Genomic DNA, 9,074 nt, shown 5'->3' on the forward strand with positions numbered 1-9,074 from the left:
AGGTGCTGCACCGGAAAGTGGCACTGTGCCGCCAGCTCGTAGAGGCGATCGCGAAAGTCGGCGGGGGTCATGCCGGTATAGCCGCCAAACTGATCCACCTGATTGGAGGTGGCCTCGACCAGCAGCAGATCATCCCCTTCGGCGGCCAGCTGCAGCGCGGCCTCCAGCACCAACGGGTGAGCGGAGCAGACGGCGTAGATCCCGGTCTGTTCTCCCTGTTTATGTCTTTCGACCAGTGCCAGCATGGATTTCATTTTGATGTTCCTTGGTTGCTGCGTGTGGAAAGGTTCTTTCGATTTCTTTTCTTTACGGTAGTGGGGAAGGAAAGAAAACGAAACAAAAGAGTCGTCAGATCTTGAAATGGATCACAAAAAGAAAGGTATCGAAAGGCTGCGAATGATGGGTAAAGATGGAGAGAGTGGTGGTAAAGCGTAATGAAGGCTTGATTTGGCACCTTCGCTGAGCGTTAATATGCAAACGTAACGAAGTGAAAGCGATCTTTCACTACAGCATTTCGGCAGAAGAACTATGCAAACAAGCGAAAAAGGTGCGCTCGGAACCAGCGAGCGGCGGGAGCGGATTATTCAGCAGCTGCGCAGCAATGGCAGCGTTCAGGTCAACGAGCTGGCGACTCACTATCAGGTCTCTACCGTGACCATCCGCAACGATCTGGCCTTTCTGGAGAAGCAGGGGGTGGCCGTGCGCGCCTACGGCGGCGCCCTACTGTGCGAGCCTGGCCAGACGGTGCCGGAGCGCACCATTGCTGACAAGAGCGTGCTCAATACCCCGGTGAAACAGCGGATCGGTGCGCTTGCGGCGACCCTGGTGCCCTCCGGCTGTCGTCTTATCCTTGATTCGGGGACAACAACACTGGAGGTGGCGCGTCATCTGAAGGGACATCAGGAGATCCTGGTGATGACCAACGGCATGAATGTGGCGAATGAACTGCTCGAAGCAGAGGGGGTGGAGCTGCTGATGACGGGCGGACATCTGCGCCGCAAGTCGCTCTCCTTCTACGGTGCGCAAGCGGAGCAGTCCCTGCAAAACTATCACTTTGACATGCTGTTTCTCGGGGTGGATGGCATCGATCTGGAGCGCGGCGTCAGCACCCATCATGAGGACGAGGCGCGCCTTAACCGCTGCATGTGTCAGGTGGCCGAGCGGATTGTGGTGGTCACCGACTCCACCAAGTTTGGCCGGCGCAGTCTGCACAAGATCATCGATACCCTGCGTATTCACACCCTGATCACCGACGATGCCGTGCCTGCCGATATCCTTTCCGGCCTGCGCAATGCCGGCATCGAAGTGCTGTTGGTACCAGCCGATGGCAGCAAGGGGCAGGAGAAGCAGGGGCAATATAATCCAGTACAATCAGCTATAAGCGGTTGATGACAAACGCGATAGACTGGGTTTCTTACTCACTGATCGAGCCTGTTATGTACCACCCCGATATCACCGAACTTGAACCTGTCGCCCGCGCGGCGGGAGCGGCCATCATGGCCATCTACAGCCAGCCCTTCGCGGTAGAGTACAAGAGCGACGAGAGTCCGCTGACCGCGGCCGACAAGGGGGCTCATGAGGTGATAGTGCAGGGGTTGGCACAGCTGACTCCGGATATTCCCGTATTGTCGGAGGAGTCTGGGTCCGAGGTGATGGCGGCGCGCCACGGCTGGTCCCGCTACTGGCTGGTGGATCCCCTCGACGGCACCAAGGAGTTTGTCTCGCGCAACGGCGAGTTCACCGTCAATATCGCGCTGATTGAAGAGGGGGCGCCGCGCTGGGGGCTGGTCTATGCCCCAGTGCTGGACAAGCTCTGGTATGGCGGAAAGGGGCTCGGTGCCTGGCGCATCGCCGATGGCAAGCGCGAGCCTATCCAGACCCGGCCTCATCGTGAAGGCGAGGCGTGGCGAGTGGTGGGCAGTCGCAACCACCTGTCGCAGGAGACCCTCGATTTCTTGGCTCCTTTTGGCGAGATCGAGCTGGTTTCGATGGGCAGCTCCCTCAAGTTCTGCATCATTGCCGAGGGGGACGCCGAGCTCTATCCGCGCCTTGCCCCCACCTGCGAGTGGGATACCGGCGCGGCGCAGGCGGTGCTGGAGGGGGCGGGTGGCAGCGTCACCCAACTCAATGGCTCGCCCCTCGCCTACAACAAGCCCGACATTCTCAACCCCTGGTTTGTCGCCAAGGCATAAACGAGATATCGGGATGCAAAAAGGCCGGACTGGAATGAACTTCCAGTCCGGCCTTTTTATTTCGCTATTCGCTTTGCGGTCAGAAGACCTTTTTGAACGGCTTGATGGTCACTTTGGCATAGACGCCAGCTGCCACATAGGGATCGGCATCGGCCCAGGCTTGGGCGTCAGCTTGCGAGGCAAACTCGGCGATGACGGTGCTGCCGGTAAAGCCTGCATCGGCCGGATCCTCTGCATCGATAGCCGGGTTGGGGCCGGCGGTCAGCAGCCGACCCTCATCCTGCAGGGCTTGCAGGCGAGCCAGATGGGCAGGGCGAACTTGCTTGCGCAGTGGCAGGCTATCGGGGACATCTTCGGAGTAGATGAGATACCACATGAGACAATCCTTTTCTGATGAGGGTTATTTTTTGGGTTCGTCTTTTTGCTGGGACAACTGCTCGGCAGGGATGTGGCGATAGAGATAGACGCCGCTCAGCAGGGTAAAGACCAGCGTCATCCCCAGCAGGCCGAACACCTTGAAGTTGACCCACATCTCCTGCGGCATGTTGAATGCCACGTAGAGGTTGAGCAGGCCACAGACGGTAAAGAAGCCGACCCAGCCGAGATTGACAGTGTCCCAGACCTTATCGGGCGCTTGCAGTTCCTTGGCCAACATCTGTTTGATCAGATTCTTGCCAAAGCCGTAGCGGCTGATGAGCAGACCCAGTGCGAACAGCACGTTGATGACAGTCACTTTCCACTTGATGAAGGTGTCATCGTGGAAGAAAACCGTGAGGCCGCCGAAGAAGCCGACCAGCAGGAAGGTAAAGAGCTGCATCTTCTCGACTTTGCGATAGCGGATCCAGCTATAGGCGAGCTGCAGACCGGTGACCACTACCAGTGCGCCGGTAGCCATGTAGATGTCGTAGAACTTGTAGACCGCGAAGAAAACGATAAGTGGAATAAATTCAATAAATTGCTTCATGTCTGGCGCCTAGTCCTCAAAGATGGCCTGCAAATTTCGCCCAGTCTACCTGCATGGCGGACAACGGCAAATGAATAAGACCGCTCATTTTTACGCCGGTTCCGCTCTGTCGCCAAACAGTTGGCGTGCAATGGAGATCCCGAGTCGCTGCTGATCGGCCAGCAGGTCGCGGATATGGCGCTCTTCAATCAGAGGGTTGAGCAGCACGGCGCGCAGCAGGGTGAGCGGTTGGGCACCGTAGCGTACCACCGCTCGTTGGGTGCGGGAGACAAAGCTGTGCCCCTCGGCCCGCTGGGCTTTTTGCAGGGCCACGTTGAAGTCGTTGATCTGCTCGTTGGCTGCTTCGTCCAGCACCTTGCCCTGCAGATGGGGCGGGATGCAGCGATAGGAGAGCAGGTTCATCACCGGAGCAGACATCAGCTCGAAGGCGGGGTCGCTTTCGATGAGCTCGGCCATCAGCCGGGCACGGTCGTAGTTGGCCTCGATAAGCTCGGCATAGCCTTGCTGGCCGAAGAGCTGGAAGGCGGCATCCAGATAGAGGGCATTGGCAGGGCGGGTGCCCTCCAGGGTAAAGCGACCCTGATCGAACGAGGTGGCACGAATGGCGTAGGGGGCCTCACGCTTGACCGCCATCATCAGGTCGGGCTGGCGGCAGAGCAGCATGCCGGTACCGAGCGGCACCAGCAGCTGTTTGTGGCCATCCAGAGTGACGGTATCGGCCCGCTCGATCCCTGCCAGCAGGTCTTGATAGCGGGGAGAGAAGAGGGTCGGACCACCCCAGGCGGCATCCACGTGGAAGTGGAGCTGCTCGCGCTCGGCGATAGCCGCCAGCTCCGGCAGGGGGTCGATGGAGCCAAAGTCAGTACTACCCGCCACGCCAACCAGTGCCAGCACCTTGAGTTTCTGTTCCTTGCACTGGATCAGCGCCTGCTCCAGCGCAGCCAGACTGAGCTGGTTCTGCTCGTCAGTCTCGAGGCGCCAGACGCTGCGGGCGCCCAGTCCCAGCAGATCCATCCCCTTGTCGAAGGAGTAGTGCATCAGCCGTGAACCTAGAATGACGGCGCCCCGATAGCCCTGCTCGTAGAGGGCGAACAGGTTGTCGCCGAAGGCGCGGTTGCGGGCCAGCCACAGTGCCGTGACGTTGGCGATGGTGCCACCGCTGGTCATGACGCCGAGGGCGGCATCCTTGGCATGCATCTGCTCGCCGTAGAAGGCATCGTCCTTGCCATAGATGAGACGGTGCAGCTTGGCCAGCACCTCCCGCTCCAGAAAGCTGAGCAGGCGGGAGGACTCCATCTTCATCGGATTCTGGTTCAGCATCACCAGCAGGCGTGACAGCTCGGCGGTATAGGCCGGCAGTGGCGCCGTCATATGGCCCATGTAGCGTGGCGAGGTGAGGTGCGAGGCGCCGGGTACCAGAGTAGCCAGCCGCGCCAGATACTCCTCGATAGGTTGGCCGACTGCAGGCATGCGGGATTGATCGAGCTGGTGGGTGAACAGGTCGCGCTGATAGGGGGCCTGACTGTCGTCGGAGTGGTGGAAGCTCTCCAGCAAGGTGTTCATCGCCTCGCCAAAGGCGGGATCTGCTTGTGCAAACAGCTCAGTCAACTTCATCAGGTTCTCCAGACCAGGTCACCGGGGTAGGTGTCTATGCCGCTTGTCTCGGGCATCGGCGGCAGAGCATACACCAAAGGGGGGCGGGTGACAGCCACCCCATTTTTTAAGCGAACACTTGTACTCCGAAATGGTGCTGGGTAGAGTGAGCCACAGTTATTGTGGAGTTGATGTTATGAGTGGTGTGATGGATTACTCCCCCCGGGAGGAGCTGGCAAACCGGCTGAGCCACGGTGCGGGATTGTTGCTGGGGATTGTCGGGCTGGTGCTGTTGCTCATCAAAGGATGGGGGCAAGGTACACAGGCGCTGGTGAGCTACAGCCTTTATGGTGGCAGTCTGGTGCTGCTCTATCTCGCCTCGACCCTCTATCACAGCATGGCGGAAGGGCGGGCCAGACGCTGGTGCAAGGTGTTTGATCACTGCGCCATCTATCTGCTGATTGCCGGCACCTATACCCCTTTCCTGCTGGTGGCGCTCGATACGCCGCTGGCGAAGGGGTTGATGGTGGTGATCTGGGCCCTGGCGCTGGCTGGCGTAGTGTTCAAGCTGGTTTTTATCAATCGCTTCAAGAAGTTGTCGCTCTTTACCTACCTGATGTTGGGCTGGCTGTCGCTGGTGGTCATCTACCAGCTCTACATCCATCTGGCCGGTGAGGGGCTGCTGCTGCTCGGGCTTGGTGGCCTTATCTACAGCTTCGGGGTCATCTTCTATGTGGCCAAGCGAATTCCCTACAACCACGCCATCTGGCATCTGTTTGTGCTGGGGGGCAGCATTTGTCACTTTATGGCCATTTACGGCTATGTCGTTTAATTAACCCTTAATTGGTATTTTTGCCGCACCAAAGGATAAATTCGTGCGTTATCACACAGTTGGCGGCATCGTTTGCTGACAAGCTAAGGACAGTTCAATTCGCAAAGGATGCACACAATGAGTGATATCGCGCTTTCCATCAGCATGTTGTCGCTGGTGGCAGTGCTGGGGCTCTGGCTGGGGAACTGGCGAGTCTATGGCGTTGGCTTGGGAATAGGGGGGGTGTTGTTCGGCGGCATCATAGTAGGTCACTTTGCAGGCGCCTCCGATCTCGCGCTGGATGCACAAACGCTTCACTTTATTCAAGAATTTGGCCTGATCCTGTTTGTCTATACCATCGGCATCCAGGTCGGGCCGGGTTTCTTCTCGTCATTGCGCAGTTCGGGTCTCAAACTCAACGCCTTTGCCGCCTTGCTGGTCATCCTTGGCTGCGTGGTGGCCGCTGGCTTGCATCAATTTTTCGATGTGCCGTTGCCGGTCATTCTGGGGGTCTTCTCCGGTGCCGTCACCAATACGCCATCCCTCGGTGCGGGCCAGCAGATCCTGGCCGAGCTGGGCGCCGCGCCCGGTTCTACCGGCCTGATGGGGATGGGATATGCGGTTGCCTATCCGTTTGGTATCTGTGGCATTTTGCTCACCATGTGGCTGGTTCGGGTCTTCTTTCGCATCAAGATCGACGATGAAGCCGCCCAGTTCGAGCTACAAACCGGGAAAACCAAGGAGAGCTTGCAGACCATCAACATCGCGGTACGCAACCCCAATATGCACGGCCTGATGCTGAGCGAGATCCCGAGTCTCGACGAGTCTGATGTTATCTGTTCACGGCTCAAACGGGGCGACGAGCTGATGGTGCCACGGCCAGAATCCCGTATCGAACTGGGTGACTTGCTGCATCTGGTGGGTGAGCGCCATGCGCTGCACAAGGTGTTGCTGGTGTTGGGGGAGGAGGTGGAGACCTCGCTCTCGACCCGGGGCACCGATCTGCGCGTCGAGCGGGTTGTGGTGACCAACGAGCAGGTTCTTGGCAAGAAGATCCGCGATCTGGATATCAAACAACGCTATGACGTGGTGATCTCCCGCCTCAATCGGGCTGGTATCGAGCTGGTACCGACCAGCCAGACCAGCCTGCAGTTTGGCGACATTCTCAACCTGGTGGGGCGCCTCGACGCCATCGAAGCGGTGACCAATGTGGTCGGCAACGTGCAGCAAAAACTGCAGCAGGTGCAGATGTTGCCGGTATTTATCGGGATTGGCCTTGGCGTATTGCTCGGCTCCATCCCCTTCTACCTGCCCGGTTTCCCGGCCGCCCTCAAATTGGGTCTGGCGGGTGGGCCGCTGGTGGTGGCACTGATCCTGTCGCGGATCGGCAGCATCGGCAAGCTCTACTGGTTCATGCCCCCCAGTGCCAACCTGGCGCTGCGGGAGATCGGCATTGTACTTTTTCTGGCGGTGGTCGGATTCAAGTCCGGTGCCGGTTTCGTCGACACCCTGATCAACGGTGATGGCCCGGCCTGGATGCTCTACGGCATGGCGATCACCCTGATCCCGCTGCTGGTGGTCGGTGTGCTGGCGCGCCTCTACGGCAAGATGAATTATCTGACCCTGTGCGGCTTGCTGGCCGGCTCCATGACTGATCCTCCCGCGCTGGCTTTTGCCAACGCCATGCATCCGACCAGCGGGGCCAGCGCCCTCTCCTATGCCACCGTTTACCCTCTGGTCATGTTCCTGAGGATCATCTCGCCACAGCTGCTGGCTATCATCCTCTGGGCGGGAGCCTAGGGTTAATCCTGACGGGAGCATGCCTTGTCATGCTCCCGTCATCATTCTGTAATTTATTGATAATTTTGGTTTTTGCCATTCTCACAACCTCGTTTTACACACTTCTGTCTGGCTGAACAGTTCAGCCTCAAATCGGTCTATCCTTTCGAATTTTCGAGCTGGTTATTTTTCCCCTCAGTCTGCAAAGTAGGCTGTGGCTTATTGCATTCAAATCAGGATTCAGGAGAGAACATGATTACCAATGCCGTTACCTTGGAACAGGGCGTAACCGTAACCCAACTCAAAGGACAAATTTATCTGGTTGCCGCAGATGGCAGCCGGAAGCTGTTGGCTGAAGGTGATGTGCTGCCTAAAGGGGCGGTGATCATGTCGCCGGATGGCGCCAGTTTCATGGGCGGCGGACAGTCGTTCAATGTGCAACCAGCCAGCGAGCAGAGTGAGCCTGCCGAAGAGGGGGATGCTCCCCAGCTGGCGCAAAACGGCGCTGCAGGTACTCCTGATGATATCAATGCCTTGCAACAGGCAATCTTGGGTGGGGCTGACCCGACCCAGGCTTTTGAAGCTTCCGCAGCAGGCGGTGCACCTGCTGCCGGTGGTGGCGGTATTGGGGGCGTCGCCGGTGCCAGTGGCAACGGCGGTTTTGTCACCATAGACCGTACCGGTTCAGCAACCATTGCTGAAGCTACCTTCGATACCACCTACAACACCAATGGCGAGCCACCGCTGGGTGCTGCTGGCGAAGATGAAGTATTCGACCTTACGCCGCCCACCATTTCCGTGGTTGCGCCAGATAACACCAATGACACTACTCCGACCCTGACCGGGACCACGGATGCTCCTGCTGGCAGCACCGTCACCCTGCTGGTCACCGATGCAAACGGTAATCAACAAACTCTGACCGCTATCGTCACACCCAGCGGTACCTTCACCGTGGATGTGGTCACCCCATTGGCCGAGGGCACCTATACCGTCACTGCCACAGTGACCGATCCTGCGGGGAATACCGGCAGTGCGACTGATTCAGGGAGTGTGGATGTAACAGCTCCAGCGATCACCGTTGATGCGCCCGACAATACCAATGACACCACCCCGACCATCACTGGTACTAGCAATGCGGTTCCAGGCAGCACGGTCACTCTTGTGGTGACCGATGCCAATGGCACTCAGCAAACCCTGACTACCACCGTGCAACCGGGTGGTGGTTACAGCGTGGATGTCACCACTCCGTTGGCGGAAGGCAGCTATCAAGTAACGGCCAGCGTCACCGATCCGGCAAGCAACACCGGCACCGCGACCGACGATGGCAGCGTGAATATTGATGAGTCGGTCGATGCAGTCAATGACGAGTACGAGGTCAACGAAGATGGCTCGGTGACCCTGACCCTGCTGGCCAACGACAAGGCGCCGGATGGCGGGCTAGCAATTCAGTCCATCAACGGCGTCGAGCTGACCGGTGGTGCGCAGACCATCGCGGTACAGGGCGGCAATGTCGTGATTGCGGCGGATGGCAGCATCAGCTTTGTGCCGGGCAAGGACTTCAACGGTGAGATCAGCTTTAACTATGTGGCCGAAGACGTTGACGGCGATACCGACAGTGCCAAAGTCAACATCACCGTCAAGCCAGTGGACGACGCGACGGTCGTGGCGCCGGACAGCAACACCGTGACCGAAGACACCCCGCTGGTGGTGGCTGCCGATAAGGGGCTGCTGGCGA

9 protein-coding genes are annotated in these 9,074 nt (G+C 58.5%); 5 read left to right on the forward strand and 4 right to left on the reverse strand.

The features are described from left to right. On the reverse strand, nucleotides 1–254 hold a 254-nt coding region (locus tag AB5Y92_RS06465; RefSeq protein WP_368226018.1), incomplete at its 3' end, for a class II D-tagatose-bisphosphate aldolase, non-catalytic subunit. Nucleotides 255–528: 274 nt separating this feature from the next. Here AB5Y92_RS06465 and AB5Y92_RS06470 point away from each other — a divergent pair. Further along, nucleotides 529–1,389 carry a DeoR family transcriptional regulator gene (locus tag AB5Y92_RS06470; RefSeq protein ID WP_108542420.1) on the forward strand — a complete coding sequence of 287 codons (861 nt, stop codon included), beginning with the start codon at nucleotides 529–531 and terminating at the stop codon, nucleotides 1,387–1,389. A gap of 47 nt (nucleotides 1,390–1,436) precedes the next feature. Further along, on the forward strand, nucleotides 1,437–2,192 hold the full coding sequence (gene cysQ / locus AB5Y92_RS06475) for a 3'(2'),5'-bisphosphate nucleotidase CysQ (protein ID WP_368226020.1): 756 nt from the start codon (nucleotides 1,437–1,439) through the stop codon (nucleotides 2,190–2,192). Nucleotides 2,193–2,271: 79 nt separating this feature from the next. On the opposite strand, the gene AB5Y92_RS06480 is transcribed toward cysQ, so the two are convergent. From AB5Y92_RS06480 to AB5Y92_RS06490, 3 genes are all read right to left on the reverse strand, one after another. After that, nucleotides 2,272–2,568, reverse strand: a complete 297-nt coding sequence (locus AB5Y92_RS06480) for a YciI family protein (protein ID WP_005354350.1) — start codon at nucleotides 2,566–2,568, stop codon at nucleotides 2,272–2,274. A 24-nt stretch (nucleotides 2,569–2,592) separates the two neighbouring features. Further along, the gene (locus tag AB5Y92_RS06485; protein WP_021229465.1) at nucleotides 2,593–3,156 is read right to left on the reverse strand and encodes a septation protein A; all 564 of its coding nucleotides are present in this window, start codon (nucleotides 3,154–3,156) and stop codon (nucleotides 2,593–2,595) included. A gap of 90 nt (nucleotides 3,157–3,246) precedes the next feature. Then, a complete protein-coding gene (locus AB5Y92_RS06490) occupies nucleotides 3,247–4,770 on the reverse strand; it encodes an aminotransferase class V-fold PLP-dependent enzyme (protein WP_368226022.1) in 1,524 nt (507 codons plus the stop codon). Nucleotides 4,771–4,945: 175 nt separating this feature from the next. On the opposite strand from AB5Y92_RS06490, the gene AB5Y92_RS06495 reads away from it, so the two are divergent. The 3 genes from AB5Y92_RS06495 to AB5Y92_RS06505 form a co-directional block, all read left to right on the forward strand. Next, nucleotides 4,946–5,581 carry a hemolysin III family protein gene (locus AB5Y92_RS06495; protein ID WP_368226025.1) on the forward strand — a complete coding sequence of 212 codons (636 nt, stop codon included), beginning with the start codon at nucleotides 4,946–4,948 and terminating at the stop codon, nucleotides 5,579–5,581. 117 nt (nucleotides 5,582–5,698) lie between these two features. Beyond that, nucleotides 5,699–7,360, forward strand: a complete 1,662-nt coding sequence (locus AB5Y92_RS06500; RefSeq protein WP_204484064.1) for a putative transporter — start codon at nucleotides 5,699–5,701, stop codon at nucleotides 7,358–7,360. Nucleotides 7,361–7,591: 231 nt separating this feature from the next. Next, nucleotides 7,592–9,074, forward strand: a 1,483-nt coding sequence (locus AB5Y92_RS06505; RefSeq protein WP_368226028.1) for a retention module-containing protein, incomplete at its 3' end; no start/stop codon positions are given.

Source organism: Aeromonas sp. R1-1 (genome assembly GCF_040908495.1).
GTDB lineage: Bacteria > Pseudomonadota > Gammaproteobacteria > Enterobacterales > Aeromonadaceae > Aeromonas > Aeromonas veronii.